At 54.2% G+C, this 26730-nt stretch carries 23 protein-coding genes, 2 rRNA genes and 1 pseudogene; 7 read left to right on the plus strand and 19 right to left on the minus strand.

What is annotated here, in order from left to right; translation table 11 throughout:
• A 23S ribosomal RNA gene (locus Q0711_RS02830) occupies positions 1–2284 on the plus strand; the annotation flags it as partial.
• 125 nt (positions 2285–2409) lie between these two features.
• Positions 2410–2526 (plus strand): 5S ribosomal RNA (gene rrf / locus Q0711_RS02835).
• A gap of 476 nt (positions 2527–3002) precedes the next feature.
• Here the strand turns inward: rrf and Q0711_RS02840 are convergent.
• The 14 genes and pseudogenes from Q0711_RS02840 to Q0711_RS02905 all read right to left on the minus strand — a co-directional run bounded on the left by Q0711_RS02840 (position 3003) and on the right by Q0711_RS02905 (position 18218).
• Complete coding sequence (locus tag Q0711_RS02840; RefSeq protein WP_298613810.1) at positions 3003–4136, minus strand: cob(I)yrinic acid a,c-diamide adenosyltransferase; 1134 nt, start codon at positions 4134–4136, stop codon at positions 3003–3005.
• Positions 4137–4170: 34 nt separating this feature from the next.
• On the minus strand, positions 4171–4344 hold the full coding sequence (locus Q0711_RS02845; protein ID WP_298613808.1) for a hypothetical protein: 174 nt from the start codon (positions 4342–4344) through the stop codon (positions 4171–4173).
• 18 nt (positions 4345–4362) lie between these two features.
• Positions 4363–5085: a Stp1/IreP family PP2C-type Ser/Thr phosphatase gene (locus Q0711_RS02850; RefSeq protein WP_298613806.1), complete on the minus strand. Its 723-nt coding sequence runs from the start codon at positions 5083–5085 to the stop codon at positions 4363–4365.
• 24 nt (positions 5086–5109) lie between these two features.
• Positions 5110–6819, minus strand: coding sequence for an AarF/ABC1/UbiB kinase family protein (locus Q0711_RS02855; RefSeq protein WP_298613804.1), 1710 nt, complete (start codon positions 6817–6819; stop codon positions 5110–5112).
• 59 nt (positions 6820–6878) lie between these two features.
• Positions 6879–8105, minus strand: coding sequence for an MFS transporter (locus Q0711_RS02860; RefSeq protein WP_298613802.1), 1227 nt, complete (start codon positions 8103–8105; stop codon positions 6879–6881).
• A gap of 231 nt (positions 8106–8336) precedes the next feature.
• Positions 8337–8642 (minus strand): hypothetical protein, encoded by a 306-nt coding sequence (locus tag Q0711_RS02865; RefSeq protein WP_298617093.1) that lies wholly within the window; start codon positions 8640–8642, stop codon positions 8337–8339.
• A gap of 403 nt (positions 8643–9045) precedes the next feature.
• Positions 9046–11598, minus strand: a pseudogene (mutS, locus tag Q0711_RS02870) (DNA mismatch repair protein MutS); the annotation flags it as partial.
• 168 nt (positions 11599–11766) lie between these two features.
• Positions 11767–12099, minus strand: coding sequence for a hypothetical protein (locus Q0711_RS02875; protein ID WP_298613798.1), 333 nt, complete (start codon positions 12097–12099; stop codon positions 11767–11769).
• Positions 12100–12235: 136 nt separating this feature from the next.
• Positions 12236–13642, minus strand: a complete 1407-nt coding sequence (locus Q0711_RS02880; protein WP_298617090.1) for a PP2C family protein-serine/threonine phosphatase — start codon at positions 13640–13642, stop codon at positions 12236–12238.
• Positions 13643–13733: 91 nt separating this feature from the next.
• A complete protein-coding gene (locus tag Q0711_RS02885; protein ID WP_298613794.1) occupies positions 13734–15035 on the minus strand; it encodes an MFS transporter in 1302 nt (433 codons plus the stop codon).
• On the minus strand, positions 15032–15871 hold the full coding sequence (gene recO / locus Q0711_RS02890) for a DNA repair protein RecO (protein WP_298613792.1): 840 nt from the start codon (positions 15869–15871) through the stop codon (positions 15032–15034). The genes Q0711_RS02885 and recO overlap by 4 nt, the downstream gene beginning before the upstream one ends.
• A gap of 64 nt (positions 15872–15935) precedes the next feature.
• Complete coding sequence (locus Q0711_RS02895; protein ID WP_298613790.1) at positions 15936–16256, minus strand: nucleotidyltransferase domain-containing protein; 321 nt, start codon at positions 16254–16256, stop codon at positions 15936–15938.
• Positions 16253–16666 carry an HI0074 family nucleotidyltransferase substrate-binding subunit gene (locus Q0711_RS02900; RefSeq protein ID WP_298613788.1) on the minus strand — a complete coding sequence of 138 codons (414 nt, stop codon included), beginning with the start codon at positions 16664–16666 and terminating at the stop codon, positions 16253–16255. The genes Q0711_RS02895 and Q0711_RS02900 overlap by 4 nt, the downstream gene beginning before the upstream one ends.
• A gap of 25 nt (positions 16667–16691) precedes the next feature.
• Positions 16692–18218: a UbiD family decarboxylase gene (locus Q0711_RS02905; RefSeq protein WP_298613786.1), complete on the minus strand. Its 1527-nt coding sequence runs from the start codon at positions 18216–18218 to the stop codon at positions 16692–16694.
• Between the two features lie 64 nt (positions 18219–18282).
• Here Q0711_RS02905 and lpxA point away from each other — a divergent pair, with 64 nt between their 5' ends.
• The 3 genes from lpxA to Q0711_RS02920 all read left to right on the plus strand — a co-directional run bounded on the left by lpxA (position 18283) and on the right by Q0711_RS02920 (position 21002).
• Positions 18283–19086, plus strand: a complete 804-nt coding sequence (gene lpxA, locus Q0711_RS02910) for an acyl-ACP--UDP-N-acetylglucosamine O-acyltransferase (protein WP_298613784.1) — start codon at positions 18283–18285, stop codon at positions 19084–19086.
• 18 nt (positions 19087–19104) lie between these two features.
• On the plus strand, positions 19105–19365 hold the full coding sequence (locus Q0711_RS02915; protein ID WP_298613782.1) for a hypothetical protein: 261 nt from the start codon (positions 19105–19107) through the stop codon (positions 19363–19365).
• Between the two features lie 227 nt (positions 19366–19592).
• The gene (locus tag Q0711_RS02920; protein ID WP_299041522.1) at positions 19593–21002 is read left to right on the plus strand and encodes a serine/threonine-protein kinase; all 1410 of its coding nucleotides are present in this window, start codon (positions 19593–19595) and stop codon (positions 21000–21002) included.
• A gap of 7 nt (positions 21003–21009) precedes the next feature.
• Here the strand turns inward: Q0711_RS02920 and Q0711_RS02925 are convergent, their stop codons facing one another.
• Together Q0711_RS02925 and Q0711_RS02930 are read right to left on the minus strand one after the other, a co-directional pair.
• The gene (locus tag Q0711_RS02925; protein ID WP_298613778.1) at positions 21010–21702 is read right to left on the minus strand and encodes a DUF1995 family protein; all 693 of its coding nucleotides are present in this window, start codon (positions 21700–21702) and stop codon (positions 21010–21012) included.
• A gap of 5 nt (positions 21703–21707) precedes the next feature.
• Positions 21708–22037 (minus strand): Hpt domain-containing protein, encoded by a 330-nt coding sequence (locus tag Q0711_RS02930; RefSeq protein WP_298613775.1) that lies wholly within the window; start codon positions 22035–22037, stop codon positions 21708–21710.
• Between the two features lie 203 nt (positions 22038–22240).
• On the opposite strand from Q0711_RS02930, the gene argC reads away from it, so the two are divergent.
• Positions 22241–23293 (plus strand): N-acetyl-gamma-glutamyl-phosphate reductase, encoded by a 1053-nt coding sequence (argC, locus tag Q0711_RS02935; RefSeq protein ID WP_298613812.1) that lies wholly within the window; start codon positions 22241–22243, stop codon positions 23291–23293.
• Between the two features lie 3 nt (positions 23294–23296).
• Here argC and Q0711_RS02940 read toward each other — a convergent pair whose 3' ends face one another.
• The 3 genes from Q0711_RS02940 to hemH all read right to left on the minus strand — a co-directional run bounded on the left by Q0711_RS02940 (position 23297) and on the right by hemH (position 25006).
• Positions 23297–23467, minus strand: coding sequence for a hypothetical protein (locus Q0711_RS02940; RefSeq protein WP_298613773.1), 171 nt, complete (start codon positions 23465–23467; stop codon positions 23297–23299).
• On the minus strand, positions 23467–23748 hold the full coding sequence (locus Q0711_RS02945) for a hypothetical protein (RefSeq protein ID WP_366519079.1): 282 nt from the start codon (positions 23746–23748) through the stop codon (positions 23467–23469). Before Q0711_RS02945 ends, Q0711_RS02940 begins: the two co-directional genes overlap by 1 nt.
• 91 nt (positions 23749–23839) lie before the next feature.
• Positions 23840–25006 (minus strand): ferrochelatase, encoded by a 1167-nt coding sequence (hemH, locus tag Q0711_RS02950; protein ID WP_298613769.1) that lies wholly within the window; start codon positions 25004–25006, stop codon positions 23840–23842.
• 120 nt (positions 25007–25126) lie between these two features.
• Between hemH and Q0711_RS02955 the strand changes: the two genes are divergently transcribed.
• Positions 25127–26719: an Hsp70 family protein gene (locus tag Q0711_RS02955; RefSeq protein WP_298613767.1), complete on the plus strand. Its 1593-nt coding sequence runs from the start codon at positions 25127–25129 to the stop codon at positions 26717–26719.
• Positions 26720–26730 lie beyond the last annotated feature (11 nt).

Here is a 26730-nt window from a genome sequence, read left to right on the forward strand (position 1 = left end):
GTCCGCGGAGGGTTAGTCGGGACCTAAGGCGAGGTCGAAAGACGTAGTCGATGGACAACGGGTCAACATTCCCGTACCGATTTGGCGTTGTGCAGAGGGACGGAGAAGGCTAACGCAGCCGCATGATGGTTAGCGGTTCAAGCGTTCAAGGCGATGAGGGACGGCGAAAACGTCCTGAGCTAAGACGTGAGTACGAGGGGATACGTCCCCGAAGTGTGTGATGTCAAGCTTCCAAGAAAAGCTCTAACCACGTTAACGTCAAATTGCCCGTACCCGAAACCGACACAGGTGGGATGGTTGAGAATACTAAAGGGCGCGAGATAACTCTCTCTAAGGAACTCGGCAAAATGGCCCCGTAAGTTCGCGAGAAGGGGTGCCACCGAGAGGTGGTCGCAGTGAAGAGATCCAGGCGACTGTTTACCAAAAACACAGGTCTCCGCTAAGTCGCAAGACGATGTATGGGGGCTGACGCCTGCCCAGTGCCGGAAGGTTAAGGAAGTCGGTTAGCTTCGGCGAAGCTGGCGACCGAAGCCCCGGTGAACGGCGGCCGTAACTATAACGGTCCTAAGGTAGCGAAATTCCTTGTCGGGTAAGTTCCGACCCGCACGAAAGGCGTAACGATCTGGATGCTGTCTCGGAGAGAGGCTCGGCGAAATAGGATTGTCTGTGAAGATACGGACTACCTGCACCTGGACAGAAAGACCCTATGAAGCTTTACTGTAGCCTGGTATTGGGTTCGGGCTTTGCTTGCGCAGAATAGGTGGGAGACGTTGAAGCAGTCCTTGTGGGGATTGTGGAGTCAACGGTGAGATACCACTCTGGCAAGGCTAGAATTCTAACTGTTAGCCGTTATCCGGCAATGGAACAGTATCAGGTGGGCAGTTTGACTGGGGCGGTCGCCTCCTAAAAGGTAACGGAGGCGCGCAAAGGTTCCCTCCGGCTGGTTGGAAATCAGCTTAAGAGTGTAAAGGCATAAGGGAGCTTGACTGTGAGAGTGACAACTCGAGCAGGGTGGAAACACGGCCTTAGTGATCCGACGGCTATGAGTGGAAGTGCCGTCGCTCAACGGATAAAAGTTACTCTAGGGATAACAGGCTGATCTCCGCCAAGAGTTCACATCGACGCGGAGGTTTGGCACCTCGATGTCGGCTCATCGCAACCTGGGGCGGTAGTACGTCCCAAGGGTTGGGCTGTTCGCCCATTAAAGCGGTACGTGAGCTGGGTTCAGAACGTAAATCATTGCGTCACTTCACAGTAATGTGGAGCAGCAAACCGACTAAAATCGGTAGAATCTTAATCAGTGACCGAACGGCTGGTTAAGACAATACCGAGGGTAAGCAAGAGTCTCGTGACAGATGATTTGACGCTGAGTTACATTGCTGGTTTTTTAGATGGTGATGGGTGCATCAATTTGCAAATAGTGCGGCGTAAGGACTACATCCTTGGCTACCAAATCCGCGCCAGTATTACCTTCTTTCAGTCTTCTTCTCATCGTTCCTTCTTGGAGTGGTTGAAGTCCATTTTCCAAGTGGGGTTTGTGAGAGATCGAAAGGATGGCTTAAGTGAATATGCCATTGTTGATGCACCATCTGTCCTGAAAATATTGCTCGCTCTAAGCAGTTACCTTCGCCTAAAGAAACCACAATGTGACCTAGCTATCGCTGTGCTACAGGAGCTTGTTCAATCAAGGCGCTTGACGCCAGAACAGTTCCTGAAGCTTGCTCAGCAAGTGGATCGGTTCGGTGAACTGAATGCCTCTAAAAAGCGTTCTATTCGCTCTGAGCAAGTGGAACAGTTCTTGAGATCACGACAACTCTTGATCCCGTAGAGACTGAAGCCTAGGCTTGAGTTAGCCATCAAGCGTAAGCTGAGATGCTCTGAGGCTGTCAGAGACATCAAACGTCGGCTCCTGATTCGTTAACGGCGAGAGTCAGGATGAAGATATAGTCCATGCTCGTAGTGATACGAGAACAACATGCGTGAGACAGTTCGGTCCATATCCGGTGCAGGCGTAGGAGCATTGAGAGGAGTCCTCCCTAGTACGAGAGGACCGGGAGGAACGCACCTCTGGTGTACCTGTTATCGTGCCAACGGTAGACGCAGGGTAGCCATGTGCGGAGTGGATAACCGCTGAAAGCATCTAAGTGGGAAGCCCACCTCAAGATGAGTGCTCCCATGGCATAAGCCAGTAAGGTCACGGGTAGAACACCCGTCAATAGGCTCCCGATGGAAGTCCAGTAATGGATGAAGTCTAGGAGTACTAATAGACCGAGGGCTTGACCTCATCAATCAAAAGGTGTCTGAATAAATTTACGATCCTGACAATCGCTATTTAGTTAAAAGGTTATCTTTGCTGAACTTATCTAGCAATTTTTGAGTCTAGGTTCTTAACTTAAAATGAAGACTTTGCCTAGTGCCTATGGCGCGGCGGAACCACGCTGATCCATCCCGAACTCAGAGGTGAAACGTCGCAGCGGTGAAGATAGTGGGAGGGTAACCTCCTGCAAAAATAGCTCGGTGCTAGGCAAAATATTTAAGCTACCCCATCTAGAAGATCTAGGTGGGGTATTGATTTTTAAGAAATATCTAAGGGATGATTGCTTGTGGATAGACGAGTGCAGGACAGTCCTAAGCTGCTAACGGATTCGTGGGCGGGTAGGTACTCCCCTTGAACTTCAGTTGTTTGGCTCCAGTCGCGGTACATTTCGCCTAACTCTGACACGGGTATTGATTGAACTCCCTGCGGTGCATCGCTGGTCAAGGAGGCAGGGGGTACACGTATCGGCTATATCTATCTGAGTGAATTTACGGCCCATGCGGCGGATCAGTTGCGAGGGGTAATTCGTAAGCTAGAGGCAGAGATTGATACTGCCCGCAGGTGGTTGAATCAGGGGCTTATTGTTTGTAGGGTGGATCAGTGAATAAGCGGGAGCGAAGCAATCTGCAATCAGGAATGACCCTGAGTTTACGGCGGCGGAAGGACTGGCTGCTCACATTTGTTCCTAAAAGTCAACACCACGCTTCAGATCAACGCCCTTCTCGGCGTAGTGTTTGTGGCAGATCATTTCCGAGTGAACGCTAGCGAGTTCAAAGTAGGCAGGGGGATATTTACAGCGACCGGTAATAATGATTTCGGTGGTGCGAGGCTTGCGCAGAAGGGTTTGCACAATGGGTTCGACCGGCAAAAGCTCAAGGTCAACCGTGGGGTTGAGTTCATCGAGGATGATTGTTTTGTAAAGGCCAGAGGCAATGGCAGCACGGGCAATTTCCCAGCCGCGTTCGGCTTCGATGTAGTCAATTTCTTGCTGTTGACCGCGCCAGACAATGGCATCGCGGCCGCAGCGGTGGTGATCTACAAGATGGGGATAGCTTTCCTTGAGGGCGGCGATCGCGGCATCTTCGGTGTAGCCTTGCCCCCCCTTGAGCCACTGGAGAATCAGGACACGGTGGGATTCATCGCGACTGATCCCTTTGCCAATCGCCTGCAGGGCTTTACCCAGGGCACTGGTGGACTTGCCTTTGCCATCGCCTGTATAGATTTCAATTCCTTCAATACCCTGCTCTTGAGCCGTAGGATGCACAAGGGGACGCATTTCGGAGTGAAGGTCAGCAATTTGCAGGAGTTGGGCAGGGGCACCCCGACCAGTGGCAATAATTTCCAAGTGCTCAGGCTTGTGGCGGAGAGTGTTGACGACTTCCTCAACGGGCAGGAGGCCTAGATCTAAAACAGGGTTAAGTTCGTCCAAGACAATCACAGAATAGAGGCCGGAGGCGATCGCTCCTTTAGCAATATCCCAGCCCCGCTGTGCCTCTTGGCGATCGAACTTAGTAATCTGCTCGGCGGTAAAGTATTCGGCGCGGCCGGTGCGCACCTGATCAATTAAGTGGGGAAAACCCCGTTGCAGGGCTTCAATGGCGGCATCTTCGGCATAGGCACGGCCAGGTCCTTTGAGAAAGCGCAGTAGGAGTACCCGAGTTGGCCACGCAGAGGCAATGCCAAGGCCAATGGAGCGCAAAACGACCCCCAAAGCTGCTTGGGATTTCCCTTTACCAGCACCGTCATAGACGTGGAGTTGACCGCTCACCCGTCCGGGACGAATCTGGGCTGTTTGAATGCCAATACCTGCACGGGGCATAGGGGTGTGAATAAAAGAACCTAAAGGGATTGTATCAAGGGCTGGGTGGCATTTTGAGAACCACGGCTTCAACCGTTAAATCGGTGGTAGTGGTGGCCGTAATAGCCCAGCGCAGGGGCCGACCATGAGCTTGCAGGGCTTGTTCAACGGCCTCATGAAAAGGGAGGAAGAGGGGGGGTCGGGGTAGGGTAAGACGGATAAATTCCATTTGCATAGGCTTTATGGGTTAAACACCAATGACAACGACGGTGACATTGTCGCGGCCGCCGTGGGTTTTGGCCGCATTTACAAGGGCAGTCGCTGCTTTTTCGACATCGGGTTCGCTGAGGTAGATACTGATGACTTCGTCGGTGAGTTCTTCGGTCAAGCCATCGCTGCACAGAAGCAGGCGATCGCCCGGCTCTAGATCAATCGGTTGAATGTCAATTTGGGTGAGGTCTTCGCGGCCCAGGCACTGGGAGAGCACATGGCGCCAGGGATGTTGCCGTGCCTGCTCAAGGGTCAAGCTGCCTAACTGTACAGCTTGGGCAATCCAAGTGTGATCGTTGGTAATTTGCTGAAGTGCGTCTTTGCGCCAGCGGTAGATGCGCGAGTCCCCTACATGGGCACACCAAGCGCGATCGCCCTTTTCCTCAACCAGAACCACCACTGCTGTTGTCCCCATATCGGCACGGGCACTATTTTGACGTTGCTGCTCAACAATGGCCTGATTGGCTGCGAGAAAGGCTTGGCGGAGTAGGGTCTCAGGGTCATGCTGAAGGTCTTCGAGGTGGGTTTCTAGGAATGTCTGAATATGTTCGACTGCTAGACGACTGGCTTCCTCGCCGCCGGCGTGACCCCCCATACCATCGGCAACAATAAAAAAGCGGTGGTGCTTCTCGTCAATATAAAAAGCATCCTGATTGCTTTTGCGAATCAGACCGCAGTCAGTTAAGCCGGCAACCTTCATGACCCCCCTATTTTGGGCTGCTTGTTAAAACATTTTTTCATACTTGTCGAGTTTAAGCATTAGTCGCCAATAGAGGATCCCAAACCATGCCGCTAATACGGCTGCTACCCCTGCTAGAAGCAGATACTGGTTCACGAGTAAAATTGTCGCCACTAGGGAAAAACTGCCAATGAGCACCACATAATTTAGCCCTAAATTAATGTTACTCAGGCGCCGCAGCAGGCGATCGCTCTCGCTGGCGCGCACCCGCAAGCGCAGATCCCCATTCTCAAGTTTATCGAGAACCTCTTCAAGGCGACGGGGCAAGCCGATAGCACTGCTGCCCACTTGAGCTGCTTGACGACTCAGTTCAGAGAAAAGACTGCTATTACCGGGATCGGGGAAGTTTCCGTTAGTCATAAGTTCGGTCGCAAATGGTTGGGCAACTTGCATGAAGTTAAAGTCTTTGTCGAGTCCCTTGCCCACCCCCTCTAGGGTGGAAAATGCACGCATCACAAAGGTAAATGTCGCTGGAAATCGAAAGGGTTGATTATAGGCAATTTCGTAGAGATCATCGCTAATTTGAGCTACCGATTGGGTTTCAAAGGATTGGTTCATGAAATTGTCAAGCAGATACTGAATCGAGCGCCGCACCGGCCCCAGATCGCCTGTGGGCACCAATGCCCCTAGCTCTACAAGGCACTGCACCACCTGTTCAGCATCCCGCTGGGCAATACTGAAAAAAGTTTTCAGTAATTTATCGCGGGTCACAGGTTGAATGCGTCCCATCATGCCAAAGTCGTAGAAAATCAGTTGGCCACTGGGACTGACGGCAATGTTGCCCGGATGGGGGTCGGCGTGGAAGAAGCCGTCATTGAGCACTTGATAGAGGTAGGCTTTCGCCCCCAGTTCGGCAAGGCGTTTGCGGTCTAGGCCAGCCGCTTCGAGGGCTTCGTAGTGGCTGATTTTAATCCCGGGCAGGTACTCAAGGGTAAGCACACGCCGTGAGGTGTAACGCCAATAGACGCGGGGCACACAGGCCCACTCGCGATCGCGAAAGTTGCGGCGGAAGGTGTCGGCGTTACGTCCCTCATTGAGGTAGTCAATTTCTTCGTAAAGAATGCGGCAGCACTCGTCGTAAATGCCCATCCAGTCGCGGCCTTGACCCCATTTAGGATGGTTCTGGAAGTACTGCGTAATCCCCCTGAGAATGGCCAGATCAATATCAAACAACTGCCGCAGACCGGGGCGTTGGACTTTGACCACCACTTCTTCGCCGGAGAGGAGTTGCGCTTTGTGCACTTGGCCAAGACTGGCGGCAGCCATGGGGATGGGATCAAAGCTGCGAAAGAGTTCGGGGATATGGCGGCCAAAATCTTCGTAGATAATTTTTTCGACAAGCTCGTAACTAAAGGCAGGGACGCGGTCTTGGAGTTTGCTCAGTTCTTCGACGTATTCACTGGGAAAGAGATCGGCGCGGGTGGAAAACAGTTGTCCCAGTTTGATGAAGGTCGGTCCAAGATCAAGGAAGCTTTCGCGAATCCAAATGGCTTGGGCACGACGTCGCGCTGCACGTTTGGCCTCGGTCATGCCGCCCCAGTAACTCCAAGATTGGGTAAGGAGCCAGCGACCAAAAAGAAATCGCCAGACAAAAAACCAAATGTCAAAGAAGCGCCGCGTTTTGGAGTAGCGCTCGCGATTCCAGCGGTAGGATTTGCCGGTGGGGGTCAAACTGGCGGAAACTGGTGTGGACACGCGCTCTTCTGTAGTGAGTTATCTCAACAAATTGTAACGAATCCCCAAAGAATAATAGGCTACAGGGCGTAGCGATCGCGCCCCATGCCGAGGGCAAAGCGCAGGGAATCGGGCAGGCTCTTGCTACTGGCGGTTAAAAAGCACGTCAGCCCCAAGAGGCTAAAGACCGCTGCGACGCGAAAGATCAGCCGATAGCCCAAGGGTTCAACCAGCCCCCCCAGCAGTGGTCCTGCTAAGGCCATCCCCAGATCAAAGCCCCCTAAACTGAGGCTGAGAACTCGTCCTCGCTCATGGGTGGTGGAGCGATCGGCCATCAGAGCAGCGACCATAGGAATGAGGACACCGCCGGCAAGACCTTCGAGGATGGCAGCCCAGAGGACACCCACGGGAGTTTGGGCTTGGGCGAGGAGCACCATCGCCACCACGTAGCAGGCAAGACTGGCGGAGATAAAAATGCCCCGTCCCCAGCGATCGGAGGCAGAACCCGTCGCCACGCGACCGATAAAGCTGGCGATCGCCGCTACGGAGTAAAACAGCCCCGCCGAAATATCGAGCCGCTCGCTGGCAATAAACAGGGGAATAAAGGTGGCGATCGCCCCAAATGTCAACCCCACACTCAACATCACGAGGCTGGGAATGCGCAGCCGCTCTGAGAGTAAAAGCCGCCAAAAGAGGCGTTTCTCTGGGCGAGGCACCCCCAAGTCCTGAGGGATATTTACTGCCCGCACCCCTGCGGCAGCTATGAACCCAAGGGCGGCTAAGCTACTGGCAACAATGAAGACCCAACTGTGACTGTAGTTCATTTGCAGCCAACTGCCGAGACTGGGTCCGAGGGCAACGCCAATGGGATGCACAAGACTGGTGTAGCCGATGATTTCACCGCGATGTTGAAGGGGAGCAATGTCGGTAACCAGTGCCATATAGCCGGTGGTAAAGCCGGCAATGCTGACACCGTGGATAAGGCGCGCAAGAATCAGGAGGGGCAGGTTGTGGCTGAAGAGGTAGAAGAGAGGGGCGATCGCCGCCACAGCGAGGCCAATGAGCAGGGTAATTTTGCGTCCCTGGCGGTCGGCCAGTGGCCCTAGCCAAGAGCGGGAGCAAATGAGTCCAACGGCAAAGGCACCCATAACAAATCCCACCTGATGGGGCGTACCTCCTTGTTCAGCAATATAGAGGGGTAGGGTGGGCAGCAGGGCGGCAATGCTTGACCAAAACAGTAGGCCTGCCAGCACCAGTCTCAATAGCGTTTGCCGCACCGCTGGGGAGAGCTTCAACAGGACAACCACAACTGCCTCTTGTTAACAAAACGTTACATCTCTATCTATGATAACGGCTTGCGTTAGGTTAACCCTCGGCTGTGGGCAGATTGCAGCTAAGCTACTCTAGGAACACTCAACTTCTTCTCAAAAAAATAAGAGGAATAGAAGCCAGTTACAAAAAAAGTGGGGAATTTATCCCTAGGCTTGCCCTTTTTCGGGAAAGCTACTGAGGGGATACCCTCCGCTTTCTTGTCATTCTCACTCGCCGCTATAGCCACCGCCTAGGGTAGAACTCTCGTAATCCGACATGCCTGAGTTGTAATCGTGGAATGCGCCGCTATGGTCAATCCAGCCGGGGTTGCCCTCAGGATCGACGTGGCTTGGCTCAGGATAGTTGTCACCTAGGGCACGGCTCCACTCCTCTGCCCACCAAGAGTTCTCATTGCTGTGCTCACGAATTGATTCGGCTAGACCGTCGGTGTTGCCCAGACTGAAATCGCTGCTTGTGCTGCCTCCAAAATCATAATTCGGCATTGGGGCGTAGGTGTCACTTCCCATATCCATGCCGCTGTCAGCCGAAACATTTGGAGAATAGAAGGGAACCTCAGCATTAGGAGGAGCAGTTTGCCACTGGGTTACGTCTGCCGCTGGTTCCCCTGAAAGCCTGCCGAAGACAACTAGGGCAAGACCCCCGAGGACACATGTTCCTAAGATACCCCCTACTACTGCGATCCTGGGCCACCTTAGAATATGTTGCTTCTGAAATGGTGCTGAAGTTGCTGGGGGTGTTGCGGTGTTGAATTCCCATAGACGTTGATTTCTCATTGCCTCGCCAACCTCCTGTCTTAAGCCCCTGCTAGTGCTATTTTAGGGAGAATTTCATAGGATTTATGATGTCGAGGTATCCCTGAGGTAGCACATTAGGGACAACTTCAGGTAGAGCTTTGCCGACACTTGCCCCTGTGGCTCACTGGAGGGGGAGTTCTTGCTGGTCAGCTTCAGGCAAGGTTTGAGTGGCTGGGCTACTTTTTGGGCTGTTGCTTTGACTTTTACGTAGCCCCACGGCAATTTTACTGTGTTTTTCAATCTGGCGCATGACTTCTCGGGCGCGCTGAATGACCACGGGCGGAAGTCCCGCAAGGCGACCCGCTTCAATACCGTAGGAGCGATCGGCACCGCCGGGCTTGACTTGGTGTAGAAAAATAATCTCGTCGGGGAGTTCCTTAACAACTACTTGGTAGTTAGCCACATTGGGCAGGAGTGCTGCCAGTTGATTCAGCTCGTGGTAGTGGGTGGCAAAAATGGTGCGCGATTTCAAGACGGTGGCAAGATATTCTGCTACAGACCAAGCGATCGCCAGCCCGTCAAAGGTAGCCGTACCGCGGCCAATTTCATCGAGAAGCACAAGGGAGCGATCGCCCGCATGGTTAAGAATATTGGCCGTTTCATTCATTTCCACCATGAACGTGGATTGGCCGGTCGCTAGATCATCAACCGCACCCACGCGGGTAAAAATGCGATCGCAGATTCCCAATGTGGCACTTGTAGCGGGCACATAACTGCCCATTTGCGCCAGCAGTTGGATCAGACCCACCTGCCGCAGATAGCAACTTTTGCCACTGGCATTGGGGCCTGTCAGCACCACTAGATCGGCACTCGTACCGAGTTCGGTGTCATTGGGAACAAAAAATCCCGCCGGCAACATCTGCTCCACCACGGGATGGCGACCCCCACGAATTTGAAGCTGGCGATCGCGAGTCATTTGCGGTCGGCAATAGCCCTGATACAGCGCCACCTCTGCTAACCCCAAAAGCACATCTACCGCTGCCACCGCCGCCGCAATCTCACGAATCGTGGAGGCCTGAGCGGCCACCTGCTCCCGCAACTGAACAAAATACTGGTACTCCAGCTCAAAAAGATGGCTTTGGGCAGTCAGCAATCGCGCTTCCCGTTCCTTGAGTTCAGCCGTGATAAAGCGTTCCTCATTCGTGAGGGTTTGCTTGCGGATATAGTCAGCGGGAACTTGGTTCAGTTTGGCGCGGGAGACACTGAGGTAGTAGCCAAAAGCTTTGTTATAGCCCACCTTGAGGGTGGTAATGCCTGTGCGCTCCCGTTCTTGGGCTTCTAAGTTAAGAATCCACTGTTGATCTTGCTCAATTTGCCGGCGTTGCTGATCCAGTTCCGGATAGGCTCCCGGTCGCAGGAGACCCCCTTCGGTGAGGCTAATGGGGGGCTGATCCACAAGGGTCGCGCTGAGGGTATCTGCTAACTGCTCAATTGCCGGTGGCAGGTGGGCAAGGGCTTGGAAATAAGGAGATTGGGTTGCTGTCACAACCGCAGCCAGGGAAACTAACGTGCGGAACGAGTCCCGCAGCGCTGCTAAATCGCGGGCATTGGCCGTCCCGGAGGCAGCTCGCCCTGCTAGGCGTTCAAGGTCATAAATTTCCTGCAGGTGGCGGTGGAGATTTTGACGCAGGTTACTATTGGCCATCAATTCGGCAATGGCCTCTTGGCGCGCCGTAATCTCCTCAAGGTCAAGGAGGGGTTGCAGGAGCCAGCGGCGCAATAGGCGCCCCCCCATGGCCGTCGTGGTGCGGTCAATGGCCCACAGGAGCGAGCCTTGGAAACTGCCATCGCGGACAGTTTGCGTCAATTCCAGATTGCGGCGGGTTTGCGGGTCAAGAAAGAGGTACTGAGTCAGGAAATAGGTGCTGAGGTTTTGCAGGGGCACCGGTTTTTGGCGATGGGTTTCATCCAAATAGGCCAAGAGGCCACCGGCCGCCCGCATGGCAAGGGGCAGATGTTCACAGCCAAAGCCCTCAAGGGATTTCACCTGAAAGCGCTGACACAGGCGCTGGCGCGCTTCCGCTGCCTGAAAATCTTGGGGCGATCGCAGGGTGTAGCACCATTGGGGCGGCAATTCTGCAGGTAACTGATCCTTGGCTTCGCCGGGGCGCAGAATACGGTTAATGTCCGGCGCTTCACTGGGCAGGAGGATTTCTGCGGGCTGTAAGCGGTTGAGTTCCGCCACTAAATCGGCGCGATCGCTCCCTTGGGTGGCACAGAACTCTCCCGTGGAGACATCGGCATAGGCCAGCCCCCAATGGCTCCCAGAAAGCAGAACGGCAGCTAAAAAATTATTGCGCCGCGGTTGAAGTAGCTCGGTATCCAAGACCGTTCCCGGTGTAAAGACTTGGGTTACCTCCCGCTTCACCAATCCCTGGGCCTGGGCGGGGTCTTCCACTTGGTCACAGATGGCAATGGCATAGCCCTTTTCAATGAGGGTGCGGCAGTAACGTTCAAGGGCGTGGTGCGGAATGCCGGCCATGGCCACTCGTCCCACTTCTTTGCCTCCCTCTTTGCCGGTGAGCACCAGTTCCAGTTCGCGGGCAACGATACAGGCATCCTGAAAAAAGGTTTCGTAGAAATCCCCCACCCGATAGAGGAGGAGGGCTTGGGGATAGGCATCTTTAATTTCAGCATAGTGCTGAAGCATCGGCGTCAAGAGCGATCGCTCCACTTCATCGTGGCGCACCTGGAGACCGGGGTTGCGTCCTAACCGTAGGGCAGGGGAGTCAGTCTCAGAATGGGGCAGCGGGCGATCGTCGGACATGGCAACGTCACAACTTCCTATCGTGTGCTCCAAGGGACTCTATATTATAGTTTTCTCTATTGTGAGTTAGAGTACTCAATACTCATCCCCCGTGGTCTCCATAAAGAGCCACTCTGCGAGTCCCGGACTATTTTCCCCCAGAATGGAAACTGCCTCTTGAAAGCGGCTACGTTGAACATTGGCCTTGCTGATGCGCTCTGCATAGGTTGTCATCAGGAGGTAGGGCTGGCTTTCACTCGATTGCACAAAGGTTTCCACACCAGAGACAAGGGGATGGATTTCAAAGAAATGGTGCAGGGTCATTGCTTGATCAAGGGTCTCAGCTTCTACAAAACCTAAATGGCGAGTCAGTGTATCCCAAATAGCATCATCATCGCAGCAGAAGCTGACTTCGACGAAGTAGCGCATCCCCACCTCACATGCCGCTGTGGCTATCCTAGCTGCTTCTGTTGCTATCATTACCATGATCTATGGGATTACTTTTAGAGGGGATGCTACACCTGGGGGTCAAAAGGGTAACCAACTCGTAACCCTGGCCAATTGCTCAAGTTTCGTCAAGAACGCGCAGAATCACCAATGTCATATCGTCGCTCCGCCGGCCATTGGCAGCGGTAAAGGCCTCAACGGCATCAAAGATGTAATCCAAGAGTGCTTGTGCCCCTAAACCTTTAGCACAGCCCTCCTTGACCACTGCTGCTAAGCCTTCTTCCTCAAAGCGTTTACCCTTGGGATTATCCGCTTCTGTAATGCCATCGGTGTAGTAGATCACGGTGTCGCCCGGTTGAAGGCGTACTTCCGCCTCTTGATATTGGCTGCGGGCATCCAGACCAATGAGCATGCCATAGGTATCCAAGCGATGGACAATCCCCGTTTCAGCGCGCCACAGCAGGGGGGGCAGGTGAGCTGCATTACTGTAGGCTAGGAGCCGCGTTTGCGGATTGTACTCAGAGTAGAAGAGGGTCACAAAGCGGTGGGAGCTTTCTAAATCCGGCTGCATTGCCCGGTTGAGATGCTGCAAGATGCGGCTAGGACGGTGACCATTGAGAGCTTCCGCCCGCAGCATCCCCCGCGTCATTGTCATGATTAAGCCGGCGGGAACCCCTTTACCCATGACATCCCCAATGGCAATGCCCCAGCGGCCTTTTTCAAGGTCTTGTTGATCGCTGAGGCCATAGGTAATGGGAATAAAGTCATAGTAGTCCCCTCCAACCCAGCTGGCGGTGCGACACTCGGCGGCTAGCTCTAGCCCATGGATTTTGGGACAGCGGTGGGGTAGAAGTCGCCGTTGAATTTCAGCACCAATTTCCAGTTCTCGGTCTAACCGTTGGCGATCGCGCAGTTTCAAGGCCAGCTCATCATTGGCAATGGCCACTGCCGTTTGATCGGCGATGACCTGCAGGAGTTGCTGCCGCGTTTCATTCCACTCGTACTCCGGTTGCTGGCTAAAAACGTATAACCGTCCCCGCTCTGTGAGTCCTGAATCCTTGACAAGAATAGCAGTGCCGTAGAATTGAATGTCTTGGGGGAGGCGTTCTCGCAGTTGCTGATCCAACAGTTGCTCAAGCCGAGGACGGCTAAGCTCGCGATCGCGCTGCGCATCAATTGCCGCCATACCGACGCTATTGGCAAGGGTGCGAGTGGCCGTCTCTAGGGCAGCCCGAATATTCGGGCACTGATCGCTGGCGTGACAATGGAGTTGTTCTAGGCGGGCTTGACCATCTGCCCGAAATAGGACTAAAGCAGCTGCTTCCGCCTCTGTGACCCGACAGGTAATGAGCGGGATCAGTTCAAAAAATTGATTGAGATTGTTGAAACTCCGCAGCGCAAAGCTGAGGGAGGCCAATAGCTCCTGAATTTTACTGTTTTCCCGCTGTAACCGCGACACCATTTCCTTGAGAGCGATCACAGGGCCACAGGAAGTCATAGAGGAGGAGGGGAAAGGGGGTGACATGGTAGGCTACGCCAGCAAAAGCGTTAGTTGACTCTACAGCGTAGCGCAAAAAACGTCAAGATGAAAGGATTTAAGATTTTTTATGGAACTTTTAGAAAATGCTCCCCGTCCCTGTGCTGTTGCGATGGCTGAGGGTAATCAGTGTCCCACCGAGGGCGATCGCCCCGCCCAAGCCGATGAGTACCGGTGGCAGCCCCCACCACGTCTCCGCTAAGCCGGCAACTGCCAAGGGCACACTGAGGGCAATATTCACGAGGTTATTTTGCAGCCCAAAAACTGTCCCCCGCTGTTCGGCGGGTGTCATGAGCTGGATTAAGGTTTGCATTGGAATTGCCACAAAGGCCGCAAAGAAGCCCAAACCAACGATATAACCCATGCTCCAAGCCAAAGAATCTAGACTCAGGGAGAGACCAAGGAACATGCCCCCCATGCCCCAACACCCAACTAAACCCGACCAGCCATAGGGAAAGCGTTTGCCCAGGGTATTCAACACCAGTGCCCCTAGACCTAGTCCACCGGCGGCGGCTGCCAAAAGAAACCCAAATTGATCCGTATCGAGGGTGGGTAAGACCTCTGCCAGGCGCACCACCAACACCGACATGGCAGCCACAATGGCAAAGAGCAAAATCAGTTGCAACAGAGCAAAACGCAAGGCTGTATATTCCTGTAAAAGGCGCAGTCCTTGGCGCAGTTCTTGCCCTAGAGGGCGATCGCCCTGGGGCAGCAGAGGGCACCGATCGGGCGGCTGCAACAGCAGGAGCAGGAGCGCCGCTCCGCCATAGCAGACACTCAAAAACGTAGCCCCACCCCACTGAGAATGCCAATGACTTGCCAGATGCAGCAGGGGTTCACCCGCCGCAAAACCCACCACCAGAGCGGCCATCATCGTCAGGGTATAGAGGGAGTTCGCCGACATTAAATGGGACTTATCCACCAATAGCGGAATCGCCGCCTGCTCGGCAGGGGCAAAAAACTGGGTTAAACAGGAAATCGCAAATGTAATCAGCAACAGAGCAACAAACCCAAACCACCGCCCAGCGCCAAGGAGAATTGCAATGGGAAGGCACAGGACCAGCAGGGCACGATAGAGATTGGTAACAATGAGCACCTGTTTTTTTGACCAGCGATCCACCAGCACCCCCGCCACCGATCCGAGGAGAATGGCCGGAATCGTAAAGGCGACCATGATTGCTGACACCCAACCACTAATGCTCTGGTTTGCCCCTTGGAAAAACTCGGTGGTGAGGGCAATGACAAACACAAGGTAAATTTTGTCAGCCAACTGCGAGCAGATCTGCGCCAACCAAAGAACAACAAAATTGCGGTTTTGCCAAAGGGGGGGCACAGGGGGAAGGGGCAAATTCAAGCGAAGGTCTTGGTGCTCAATGGTCATAGCTGCGACACTGCCACAGGTGAAAAACAACTATCAAGAAGGGGGGGCACCCGCAACGTCTGCTCCAGATGAAATTGCAGGTATTGGCGCAACACCCGCTCAAGGGAGAGCCAAACACTGAGGGGATAGGCCTCCGCTTGGGTAAGGAATTCATCCCGTGGTAAAGATTGAGTGGTGGGCATTGCCAACCATTGCCCCAGACGGACTTCACCGGCTGTCAGTTGGCGATCGCCCCCAATACCCGAAAGAGAATCGTGCGGCACTGCGTGCTCTGCCTTGAGGGTAAAAACGCCACCGCTGGCAAAACTGAAGCCCAATCGCCAGTCGGTATCCGCCGCAGGGACGGCAATTTCGCAGCCACTTTCATGGCACCGGTACCACTCCGGGGCAATACCCCCCAATCGCAGAATCCCACAGAGGCCGCGCACCAAGAGTGCTAGAGCTGCCCGCCGAGAGACTCCCTGAAGCTGGTCTAAGGTAGCACAAAGCCAATCAAAGAGATCCGGCTGAGGCTGCTGCGGATGGACTTGGTAGAGCACCACTTCACCGAGATATTGGGCAGCAGTCAGGGTGGTGAGATGGCTATTCAGGCCCTGGTATGTGGCTACTGTCTCTGCTTGGAGAATGCGATCTAGATTGCGCCCCGGACTAATAAAGAGGTCATTGACGACAAACAAGTCCACTCGCCCGCCTAGTTTCGAGCGGGAGCCACGGCTATGGGGTGCCACTAACTTCAATAGCCCGCGATCGCGACTAAAGACACTGAGCAGGCGATCGCTTTCCCCTAGGGGCATTGTCTTGAGGTTAATGCCAATGGTGCGGTAGGTGCGACCCATCCCAAGTATCCAGACAACAGTGGCAAATTGCTAGCCTATCTTTTAGCCTATCGCGGTCAGTCCCCTAAACACTGATCAACTTGTCGCGGGCAAACCATTCCACTCCATGCTGGTTGATTTGCTCCCGCAGGGCTGCATTCTCAATCCTGTGATAAACGAGGAGATCCACCCGTTGGGCAATGGGCAGTTCGGCAAGCGCCTCGGCAAGGGCAGCTTGATCACTAAGGGTGAGGTTCTCGCCAAAGAGGGCAATATCAATATCTGACGTTGTTCTGAAGGTACCGATCGCCCGTGAGCCAAAGAGGACGATTCGTTCTACCCTGGGATTGGCCGTTAGCGTGTCAATGATGGCTTTGCGTTTTTCTGGCGTGAGTCCGTCCGTCATTGCTGATATTTTTCCTGCAAGCAGTTGTACAGTTTCCGAAAAACAGGAGTAAAACTGTGTTTGATCAGTCGTTCCGCCTCTTTTGCCGTTTGCTCTTCGTAGGTATGACTCAATAGATTTTGCTTTGCCAAAGCATCTAGCAGTGTCTCCGTGTCTTCCTCTGTGAGACAGCCCGTCTCAAAGGCCTTGCGAATAGCTTCTCTGGGAGTTTTCACATCCAGCCCTTCGTAGAAAAGAAGGTCTTTCAATGTTTTCCACGCTAGTTCAAGGGTGAACTCAAACATTTGTGCCAAACCGGCTCGCTCTAGTTCAGAATACTCCTGCTGAGCACAGGCGGTTTCTAGGCGGATGAGGGCGCGACCAAAGTTCTGCAACCGCTGTTGCCAGCGCATCGCATCTCTATTTGTCATGTTTTATGAACCGTTGTTTCTTCGATTATTGCCAACGAAAGGCTGGGTCTAGTTCATAGCCAAACCGCGTCGCATCTACGGTGGTTAAGTCAATATCACCTAGGCCATATTCCCGCCAGCGCTCTGTGACTTGCCGTGCCACCTCAGGATCCGAGGTGAGGGGATCGCCCCAAGGATGGTCTGTTTCTGGCGGAATTTTTGTGGTGGCATCAATGCCCATGCGTCCCCCAAGGCCAATTTTTCGGCTGGCAAAGTCAAGGGAGTCAAAGGGAGTCTCCGCCAAAATAAAGACATCGCGGCTGGGATCCACCTTGGAGCTAATCGCCCACACCACCTGACGCGGATCACGGATATTGATCTCTTTGTCCACGACAATTACAAACTTGGTGTAAGTAAATTGGGGTAGGGCGCTCCAAAAGGCGAGGGCAGCGCGGCGGGCTTGACCCGGATAGGCTTTGTCAATGGAAATAATCGCCGCCTTATAACTCAGGGCTTCCATGGGCAAGAAGAAGTCCACAATCTCTGGAACCTGCTGCCGCAAAATCGGGGTGTAGATGCGGTTGAGGGCGAGGGCAATCATTGCCTCTTCCTTGGGCGGGCGACCACTAAAGGTGGTGAGGTAGATGGGATTGCGGCGATGGGTAAGGCAGTGGAAATGAATCACTGGCGAATCTTCCACGCCACCGTAGTAGCCCATGTGATCCCCGCAGGGGCCATCGGGCAAGACTTCACCGGGGGTAATCGTGCCTTCTAGGACAAATTCCGACTGGGCGGGCACTTCGAGATCAACGGTTTTGCACTTCGCCAAGTGGATACCGCCCCCCCCATAAAGCCCGGCAAAGAGCCATTCGGATAAATCCACGGGAATTGGCGTTGCCGCTGCTAGGATGATCAGGGGATGCACGCCGATGGCCACCGCCACTTCTAACTTTTTGCCATGGGCAGCAGCTTTACGCAGATGGCGTGCCCCGCCCCGCACTGAGAGCCAGTGCACAGTCATGGTGGTTGGGGATTGCAGTTGCAAGCGGTAAACCCCCACATTGGGAATGCCGGTCTCACAGTCTTTGGTAATGACAAGACCAAGGGTAATAATTTTGCCCGCATCCTTGGGATAGGGGCGAATCAGGGGCAGTTGCCGCAAATCTAAATCAGGAGCCTTGATCACCACCTGCTGACAGGGGGGGAAGAGATCGCGGCTTGGCTTGGCGCGAACTACCTCAAAGAGAAGTTTGCCGAAATCAAGGGCTTGACCCAGGGTTTTGGGGGGCTTGGGTTGCTGCAGCTTGGCCAGTTTTTCACCGAGGGTCTCCAGCTCTGAGGGATGCTCCATTTTCATTGCCCAGCACACCCGCTCCACAGTTCCCAAAAGATTAATGGCTAGGGGGTAAGGGGAACCAAGCACATTTTCAAAGAGTAGAGCAGGTCCCCCAGCGGTCAGCAGACGGTTACAGATTTCCGCTATCTCCAAATCGGGATTAACCGGTACCGTAATGCGTCGCAGTTGTTGCCGCTGTTCTAAAAGCTGGAGATATTGCCGCAAATCCTCAGTCATGGGGAATCAAAATCACGTAATCTCTTTTATGTTAAGAAGGTTCAGCCCAACATGCAGGACGTTCATGGCGATTCATCCCACGGCAGTCATTGAAGCGGGTGCCCAGATTGGAGAAGAGGTGGAGATTGGCCCTTTTTGCTATGTGGCGGCCACGGTAGAGATTGGACGCGGTACACGCTTAGCTTCCCATGTCACTCTGCTGGGATATACCCGCCTTGGCGAAGACTGCAAAGTTCACAGTGGGGCAGTGATTGGCGATCTGCCGCAGGATGTGGCCTATCAAGGGGGCATTAGCTATGTCCACATTGGCGATCGCTGTACGTTGCGCGAGGGAGTGACGATTCATCGGGGCACCCAACCGCAGACGGTAACCCATGTGGGGCATGACTGTCTGCTAATGGCTCACAGTCATTTAGGCCATAATGCTTATGTGGGAAACCATGTGACGATCGCCAATAATGCCCTGATTGCCGGGTATGCCCAAGTGGGCGATCGCGCCTTTATCAGTGGCAACTGTCTTGTGCATCAATTTACCCGCATTGGGCGTTTGGCCATGCTCTCTGGAGGCACAGCCATTCAAAAAGACGTGCCTCCCTTTTGTATGACCCGTAGCCTCAGCACTAACACGATCATGGGCTTAAATGTGGTGGGCTTGCGGCGAGCGGGCTTTTCAGCCGAAGAGCGACAGCTCCTCAAAAAGGCTCTAGATATTCTCTATCGCTCTCAATTCACCACTTCCCAAGCCGTTCAGTACCTGCGGGAACAGTTTGCGCATCCCCTCATTCAAGAGTTCTGCGATTTTATCAGTGCCTCCAAGCGGGGCATCTGTCACTTTGTCCGCCGGCGTCAAGAGGAGGAGCTGTCCTGAGGAGGGTCAACTTGTTGAGTGCGATCGCCCAACGGCTCCTTGCCCCTGTTCGCCATGGCTGAAGTGCTGTTATTACCCCTCATGAGTGGCAGTCTCGGTGTGGTTGCCCTGCTTTACTACCAGTGGTGGCGCTGGCAGCAGCAGCTTGCTCAACAGTGCAATGACGACGTATCCCGCCAAATCAGACCAGTCTCCCAAAAGTTGACGGGATGGGAATTCAAAATCCTGCGATCGCGCCGCAACCAATTTCATGATCCTGGATCGCCCTCTGCGCATTAAGCGAGCCATGGCTCTGCGGGAAAAAATTAAGCCCACTCCTAGGGATGATTGCTACCGCAGCTACTCTGGTTCTCGGCTTGAATGGGAATCTTTGTTGTCTGTGATACTCTTGATGATGATGGCAACCTTGCCTGCATATCTAGGCTATTGCTTGGTTATTCATAGTCAGCGATCAGCGCCGCTACCAACCACTGCTCCCTCTGCTCCATTGCGTCCCTCAGGTGCCTATGTCCTCCCTCGGTTTGCTTAGTGTGGGCACAACCCTCCAAGGGGGTAAATACCGCCTCGATGCCCTTTTGAGTCAGGGGGGCTTCGGTGTCACCTATCGGGCAACCCACACCCTGCTCCATCAGCCGGTGGTGCTCAAAACATTGAACCTACAGCAGGAACCCCCGAAGCGTATCCATGATCTGGGGGAGCGGTTTCTCCAAGAAGCTCAACGTCTTGCCCAGTTCAATCATCCCCACATTGTCCGCGTTAGTGATTGCTTTATTGAGGGGGGTCGCCCTTTCATTGTTATGGACTATATCCCCGGCCGAACATTGGCGCAGGTGATTCAGGAGGAAGGTCCGCTACCGGAAAAAACGGCTCTCCACTATATCCGCCAAGTGGCCAGTGCCCTTGAATTAGTCCATGAGCACGGATTGCTGCACCGCGATGTCAAGCCCGATAACATCATGCTGCGGGATGGCACAGACCAAGTGGTACTGATTGACTTTGGTATTGCCCGTGAATACACCATAGGTGTCACAGAGACGAATACCGGCCTCCTCTCGGCGGGCTATGCACCGGTTGAGCAGTATCTGCCCCGCCATCAATGGACACCGGCAACGGATGTCTATGCCCTTGCGGCAACGCTTTATGCCCTCTTAGCGGGACGGCCCCCCGTGGCCTCGATTTTGCGCGATCGCGTACCTCTTGAGGACTTACGACAGTTTCAGCCCCATCTTAGTCAGCGCACCATTGATGCCATTGAAGCGGGAATGGCTTTGGATGTCCGCGAACGTCCCCAAACGGTGCGAGCTTGGCTGCAACTGCTCATGGGGCACTCCGTGGCGCGTCAAACCGCAGCCACCGTAGCAGTAATGCCGCAGCACCGCTCCACCCTCTTGGCAAATACCCAAGCGGAGGGAACAGCCGTCGTCGCTCCCCCCAAGCAACGCAATTTTTTGCCGTGGCTATGGCTTCTGGGCACAGCCATCTTTGGCAGCTTGGCGGGCATTGGTTTGGGGCTATTTCTACGCAATCAACCCGTGGACACAGTGACCCCTCCTCCCCTGCGTCCTCAGGAGCAGGAATTTCCACCGACGCTGCCAACTGTCGTGCCACCCGTGGAGATGACGCCCACCCCCACACCGACCCCAGAGCCAGAACCAACCCCTACAGAACCACCGCCCACCCCAGAGCCGACAGAAACTCCCACCCCTAGCCCGAGTCCTGAGGAAGCATCCCCAGAGCCAACACCGACTCCTCCGCCATCTCTATCTCCAAAACCCCCAAAGTCCCCAAGGAGCGCAGAGCCTCCCGTCGCCCCCCCCACCACCGTTGAACCCTCGCCACCGCCACCGACAGACGCAATGCCTGAGGTGTCACCCCCGCCAGTCAGTAACAGTCACACTGAACCGAGCACCCCCTAGGGATGGGCTAATTCTGAAGTGCTCGCAAGAAGGCACCTAAGCGACTAAACACTCCCTGCCCGCGGGGTTTGCCTTGGGGCACCAGGGCACGCTCAATGTCTTCACGACTGGGGCGTTGCTCAAATTCTGCAAGACAGGTGGGGGCTGTTTCACCGTATTGCCAAATTTGCCACGGTTGCGGATAACAACGCCAGAGAATGATGGTTTCTGCCAGAGGACGCAGGTAATAGCAGGGTTCGAGGGTGTTCAAGAAACGCTCCCGCAATCGCCGACCGGCGTAGCCAATGCCAACGACCGCCACATCCTGAAGCCTTGGGTTCAAAAGGATAAAGGGGCGATCGCCAGCAGTTTCACACATCTGCTCAATGGCGTTGACTTCTACAGGGGTGGGGGCGACGATGACAATGGCGCGATCGCTGGGTTGAATAGGCGTCAGTAATTCATTCACCCCCCGCACACTATAGGCAGTTTCACCCCATTCTCGACGGGCCAGGGCAGCGGATCCGGCATCGGCAAAAAAGACCTTGAGATCAGAACCGAATTCTGTAAAGAGGGAAAGATAGTTAGCGGCAAAAGCCATGGTGTTGAGTTCCGGCAACAGGATCTCGATTTGCAGGCGGTTTTTACCCTTTTGGAGCGCCGCCTGGGTGGCCTGTTGCGCTTGGCTGAAGGCAGTCTCCAGACTATCGGGGGGCAACATAGGGGCTAAGCGGAGACCTCACTAGCCACGGTGGCAAACAGGTGTTGTAGCTCTTCCACCAGCATTTTTGCTTGGGAAAGCGTTTCCGGGGTTGTGGATTGTTCCAGTTGGGCAGCGATGGTTTGCATGGCAGTAATGCCAACATTGCCACTGGCTCCCTTGAGATGGTGGGCATCCCGCTTAATTTGCTCAATGTTGCCTTGATTGACGGCGTTAGCCAAGGTCTGGAGGCGTTGCTGGGCATCCTCGACAAAGGTTTGCAGCAATTCCAATTCAAACTCGCGATCGCCCCCCGAAAGGGTCGCGAGATAATCCCAGTCAATCGGCGATGTCATCAATTCATTGTCCCCGACAGATTCTTCGTCGTTATTGTAGCCTGTACAAGCTAGGGCTGTTCAAGGACGAGGAGAGGAAACCCAAGGCCAAATTTGTAACAATTCTTAACTTCATCACCGTGGCTTGCCCCCTTGGCGAAATAAGGAATTGAATGGCACTATCGCAGTGGTTGAGCCAACAGCAGCGACAATATCGAGGAACTATGGGCGATCGCGTGACGGTGGGGATTGTGGGAGCCTCTGGGTATGGGGGCGTCCAACTGGTGCGTTTACTCCTTGACCATCCCCAAGTGGAGATTACCTACCTTGGCGGCGAGGGCAGTGCCGGTCGCCCCTACACAGAGCTATATCCCCATTTGCAGGGTCGGGTGAATCTCACGGTGGAACCCGTCTCCGTGGAGGTGATTCGCGATCGCGCCCAAGTGGTGTTTCTCTCTTTGCCCAATGGCCTTGCCTGCAAACTTGCCCCGCAACTTCTTGAGCAGGGTTGCAAAGTACTGGATTTATCGGCGGACTATCGCTTTCAGGACTTGAAAACCTACACCCGGTGGTACGGGGAACCCCGCGAAGATGGCGCCACGGCTCAAAAAGCAGTGTATGGTTTGCCAGAACTCTATCGCGATCGCATCCGCCAAAGTTCCCTCATTGGTTGTCCGGGGTGTTATCCCACCGCTAGTTTGCTGGCACTCGCTCCCTTGATGAAGCAGGGTTTGATTGAACCAAATACGGCGATTATTGATGCCAAGTCCGGTACCTCCGGTGGCGGGCGTCAGGGCAAAATCAATCTCCTCCTCGCAGAGGCTGATAACTCCCTTGCCGCCTACAGTGTTGCCCGCCATCGCCATACCCCAGAAATTGAGGCTATCTGTAGCGAGCTAGCCGGTCAAAGTGTGCTTGTCCAGTTTACGCCCCACCTTGTGCCCATGCCGCGGGGAATTTTGGCCACCGTCTATGCCACGCTGCGAGATCCGGGTTTAGTGCGCGAGGATTTAATCACGATTTATCAAGCCTTTTATCGCCATTCCCCTTGGGTGAATATCCTGCCTCCTGGCCTCTATCCGCAGACTAAATGGGCATGGGGCACCAATGCCTGTTTTATTGGCATCGAGGTAGATGAGCGCACCGGACGCATTATTGTCATGTCTGCCATTGATAACCTGATGAAAGGGCAGGCCTCCCAAGCCGTGCAGTGCTTAAATTTAATGATGGATTGGCCAGAGACCATGGGTCTGCCACAGGTGGCCTTTTATCCCTAGACCTCAAGTTTCATCCCGTTCAACTAAGGGCAGGCGATCGCGCCGTAACAGCTCCGTACTCCTTGCACTCAAGGACAGTCCCATCCGCCATAGTCCCTGCCCTAGGCACAAAGCTGCCAGAAAGGGAGCAGTACTCAGGCTTAACAGTAGCGTTGTCGGCGTCAAGCGAGCCATTAGAACTCATCACTATCTGAACTCTCCGTGTCCTCCTCAGGAGGAACATTGGCAAAGAGTAAGTCTCGCGATTTCTTCAGTTGCTTCCAAAGCGCCTTAATTTGATGGTAGGCTTCCTCAGGGCTAATCTTACCGCCGGTTTCCAGACCGCAAATATAGCTTACCCGTTGAGCAAATTCTTGCAAATTGGCATTAAAGGCCAAGTTTTGCGGTGTAAAGGCACCGTGGTAGCGACTGGTGGGGAAGAGGAATTTTTCTTTGTCAAATTTCGGTTTGGGCAATTCAGACACAAGGGTAGGCCTTTGCCGGTGAGGTTACTCTCTATTTTATCGAAAACCTTAAGATTCTTATCGCCATAGAGCAGCAACTTTTTCAAAGTAGCCCCAGCATGTGCAATGGCCCTTGGCCACTAATCAACTCAATGATCAGGGCTAAAAAGCCCAGCATGGCCAAGCGACCGTTCCAGCGTTCGGCAGCAGAGGTCATGCCCCATTCCCAGCGCTCTTGAGGATAGAGTTTCACCCGCTTACGCGACTTGTTCACCTCAGCAAAGGTACGGGGTGGCGCCGCCAGGGCCTCCTTCACCAGTTGGGCAAGGGCACCAATAAAGCCGCTGTGATCGTTGAGGGCAGGCACTCGCCGAAAGACTTCAATCCCCGCTTCTTCAGCAATCTTGCGGTACTCAATGTCAATTTCTTGGAGGGTTTCAATATGCTCTGAAATGAAGCTAATGGGCACCACAACAAGGGTTTTCACCCCTTGGGCGGCCAATTTGGGAATGACATCTTCGGTGTAGGGTTGCAACCACTCCACCGGCCCCACCCGACTTTGGTAGGCCAATACATAGGAGTTAGGGCGATTTAGGGCGGCCATAATCAGCTTTACGCAGGCTTCGATTTCCTCTTGGTAGGGGTCGCCGGCTTCAGTGACGTAGCTTTTGGGCACGCCGTGGGCACTAAAGAAGATCACTGCTTCCTCGGGGTTGGGGCACTGATCTAATTCTTGGCGAATTAAATCTGCCATGGCGGCCACATAGCCGGGGTGATTGTACCAAGAGGGAATTAGCGTGTAGCGAATTTTTTGCAATTCCGGGTCCTGTTGCCAAAGACTCTCCAGCAGGCGAAAACTGGAGCCACTGGTGCTAATGGAAAACTGAGGGTAAAGGGGCAAAATCACCAGATCGCGAATGTGATCTGCTTTGATTTGGGCGATCGCCTCCTCCGTAAAGGGGTGCCAGTAGCGCATACCGATGTACAAGTTCGCCTCAATGCCAATGCGTGCTAGGGCCTCTTTCAGGGCACGGGCTTGCTGTTCGGTAATCCGCCTCAGGGGAGAGCCGCCCCCAATTTGGGCATAGTTGGCCTGAGAGCGACGCGCACGGCTTGTGGAGATAAACCAAGCAAGGGGCTTTTGCAGCCAACGGAAGGGTAGGCGAATAATTTCCGGATCGGAAAACAGGTTGTACAAAAAGGGGCGCACATCCTCGAGGCGATCAGGCCCCCCTAAGTTGAGAAGTAGTACACCTGTTTGGCTCGCCATTCCCAAAATCACCTAAATCTTTTCGCGATCGCTTTCTTATTGTGACATACTCTCAGGGTCTCAGGGGGTAGAAATATCGGTAAGGTAAGGATTAGACAAGACTGTTCGTGTGGTTAAACGGTGACCTACGCAATTGATTTCGGAACCAGCAATACGTTAATTGCACGGTGGAATGAGGCCACCCAAACTGCGGAAGCGGTAGCCCTTTCGGGTCTGTCGGTGGGGTTTGGCGAAGTGCCTGCCCTCATTCCCAGCTTGGTCTATGTGGCGGATGCCGGTGTTCCGCTGGTGGTGGTGGGGCAGCAGGTGCGCGATCGCGGGCTGGATGTGGTGAGCGATCGCCGCTTTTTCTCGCGCTTTAAGCGGGGCATTGGCACCACGGTACAGGGCTATTTGCCGGCGTTGGAGGGCCGTTCTTTGAGCTTTGAAACCATTGGCACTTGGTTTTTGCAGGCGCTGTTGAAAGACCTCCAACACACTGGGGGCGGCGATCTCGAACAGGGACTGATCTTTACAGTGCCGGTGGATAGCTTTGAGACCTATCGCCGTTGGCTCTTGCAGGTGTGTGAGGGCTTGGCCATTGAGCAAATTCGCCTCCTAGATGAACCCACGGCTGCAGCTTTGGGGTATGGGGTGGCCGATCGCCCGCTAATCCTGGTCATTGACTTTGGTGGCGGCACCCTCGATCTCTCCCTTGTGGAACTCAAGACTGATCAACGCCAGAGCCGTCCCTTGGGATTTATTCTCAAGTGGGGCGATCGCCGGTGGGTCTCAAGCGACAACCAACGTCCCCGCACAGCGCGGGTGATTGCCAAGGCAGGCTTGAGTTTAGGGGGCACAGACATTGACCACTGGATTGTGGATGAGTGGGTGAAGCGGGGCATGACCGCCAATAGCCTGCTCCTGCGCCTTGCCGAACGCTTAAAAATTCAACTGTCGCAGCAGCTCTACGCCCAAGAGGTGTACTTTGACAGCGAAACATTCACCACCCTTGAACTGCGGCTGGAGCGAGCTGAACTGGAGGAGATTCTCCACCGGCGGCAGTTTTTCCAACGCCTCGATGAGGCTCTTGGCCAAGTGCTACAACAGGCCCGCCGCCAAGGGATCACCCCTGACACGATTGATGCGGTGCTGTTGGTGGGGGGAACCACGCAAATTCCCGCGGTGCAAAAATGGGTGGCGGAGTATTTTGACGCCCCAAAGATCAACGCCCAACAGCCCTTTACAGCGGTGGCCATGGGTGCCCTAGCAGTGACCCAAGGACTGGAGCTTAAGGATTTTCTCTACCACAGCTACGGCATTCGCTTTTGGGATGCAAAGCTTAATCGTCATGGCTGGCAGCCGATTATCCACCGCGGTCAACCCTACCCCATGAGCGAACCCGTGGAGTTGATTTTAGGAGCCTCCACAGAGGGGCAGCCCAGTATTGAACTGGTGATTGGGGAATTGGGAGATGAGCAAGGGGGCGTGGAAATCTTTTTTGATGGCGATCGCCTGATTACCCGCAGCGCCGGTGAACGCACGGTGCAGCCCCTGAATGACACCCCCCAGGGCAAAACCCTCGCCAAACTGGATCCCCCTGGCTATCCGGGGAGCGATCGCCTTCGTGTTCTCTTTCAAGTGGATGGCGATCGCCAACTGCGGGTCACCGTTGACGACTTACTGACCCAAGAGCGTCTCATTAACTATCAAATCGTGACCCAATTGCGCTAACCAATTCCCTG

Source organism: uncultured Thermosynechococcus sp. (assembly GCF_937958135.1).
Taxonomy (GTDB): domain Bacteria; phylum Cyanobacteriota; class Cyanobacteriia; order Thermosynechococcales; family Thermosynechococcaceae; genus Thermosynechococcus.

Excerpts from the sequence above, each read along its gene's own strand:
- recO (WP_298613792.1), bottom strand. The coding sequence starts at position 15,871 with ATGGGTCGCACCTACCGCACCATTGGCATTAACCTCAAGACAATGCCC.
- lpxA (WP_298613784.1), top strand. The coding sequence starts at position 18,283 with ATGGCGATTCATCCCACGGCAGTCATTGAAGCGGGTGCCCAGATTGGA.
- argC (WP_298613812.1), top strand. The coding sequence starts at position 22,241 with ATGGGCGATCGCGTGACGGTGGGGATTGTGGGAGCCTCTGGGTATGGG.
- Q0711_RS02940 (WP_298613773.1), bottom strand. The coding sequence starts at position 23,467 with ATGGCTCGCTTGACGCCGACAACGCTACTGTTAAGCCTGAGTACTGCT.
- Q0711_RS02885 (WP_298613794.1), bottom strand. The coding sequence starts at position 15,035 with ATGACCATTGAGCACCAAGACCTTCGCTTGAATTTGCCCCTTCCCCCT.
- Q0711_RS02900 (WP_298613788.1), bottom strand. The coding sequence starts at position 16,666 with ATGACAAATAGAGATGCGATGCGCTGGCAACAGCGGTTGCAGAACTTT.
- Q0711_RS02840 (WP_298613810.1), bottom strand. The coding sequence starts at position 4,136 with ATGCCCCGTGCAGGTATTGGCATTCAAACAGCCCAGATTCGTCCCGGA.
- hemH (WP_298613769.1), bottom strand. The coding sequence starts at position 25,006 with ATGGCGAGCCAAACAGGTGTACTACTTCTCAACTTAGGGGGGCCTGAT.
- Q0711_RS02845 (WP_298613808.1), bottom strand. The coding sequence starts at position 4,344 with ATGGAATTTATCCGTCTTACCCTACCCCGACCCCCCCTCTTCCTCCCT.
- Q0711_RS02875 (WP_298613798.1), bottom strand. The coding sequence starts at position 12,099 with ATGCGCTACTTCGTCGAAGTCAGCTTCTGCTGCGATGATGATGCTATT.
- Q0711_RS02895 (WP_298613790.1), bottom strand. The coding sequence starts at position 16,256 with ATGACGGACGGACTCACGCCAGAAAAACGCAAAGCCATCATTGACACG.
- Q0711_RS02880 (WP_298617090.1), bottom strand. The coding sequence starts at position 13,642 with ATGTCACCCCCTTTCCCCTCCTCCTCTATGACTTCCTGTGGCCCTGTG.
- Q0711_RS02905 (WP_298613786.1), bottom strand. The coding sequence starts at position 18,218 with ATGACTGAGGATTTGCGGCAATATCTCCAGCTTTTAGAACAGCGGCAA.
- Q0711_RS02930 (WP_298613775.1), bottom strand. The coding sequence starts at position 22,037 with ATGACATCGCCGATTGACTGGGATTATCTCGCGACCCTTTCGGGGGGC.
- Q0711_RS02865 (WP_298617093.1), bottom strand. The coding sequence starts at position 8,642 with ATGGATATGGGAAGTGACACCTACGCCCCAATGCCGAATTATGATTTT.
- Q0711_RS02850 (WP_298613806.1), bottom strand. The coding sequence starts at position 5,085 with ATGAAGGTTGCCGGCTTAACTGACTGCGGTCTGATTCGCAAAAGCAAT.
- Q0711_RS02925 (WP_298613778.1), bottom strand. The coding sequence starts at position 21,702 with ATGTTGCCCCCCGATAGTCTGGAGACTGCCTTCAGCCAAGCGCAACAG.
- Q0711_RS02920 (WP_299041522.1), top strand. The coding sequence starts at position 19,593 with ATGTCCTCCCTCGGTTTGCTTAGTGTGGGCACAACCCTCCAAGGGGGT.